1 pseudogene is annotated in these 283 nt (G+C 55.7%); it reads left to right on the top strand.

Going from position 1 to position 283, the window contains the following annotated elements:
* Positions 1 to 283, top strand: a pseudogene (locus ASC97_RS29410) (hypothetical protein); the annotation flags it as partial.

Genomic DNA, 283 nt, shown 5'->3' with positions numbered 1-283 from the left:
CTTCGGCACATCGAACAGGCCTGGGAGGGCATCAGACATCGGCAAGAYCTGAACGTCTACCTTCGCGACGTCGCGGTTCATGTGCCGAGGATGCGGCATCTCCTTTGGAGCGGGTATGTCAGGGAGGCGACCAGAACGGTAAAGCATCTGCTCGCCCAATTGGACCAGTATCCCGGTTTGCCCGACACCAGCAACAAGCTTAGGCGCCTATATGAGCTGATCACCAATCTTCGCACCTATCTGGTCCAGAACAAGACTTCGATTGTCAACTACTGCCAGCGAT

Origin of the sequence: Rhizobium sp. Root1203, assembly GCF_001424945.1 — a bacterium.
Classification (GTDB): domain Bacteria; phylum Pseudomonadota; class Alphaproteobacteria; order Rhizobiales; family Rhizobiaceae; genus Rhizobium.
The sequence above is the reverse complement of the archived record's forward strand: the minus strand, read 5'-3'. Positions and strand labels throughout refer to the sequence as shown.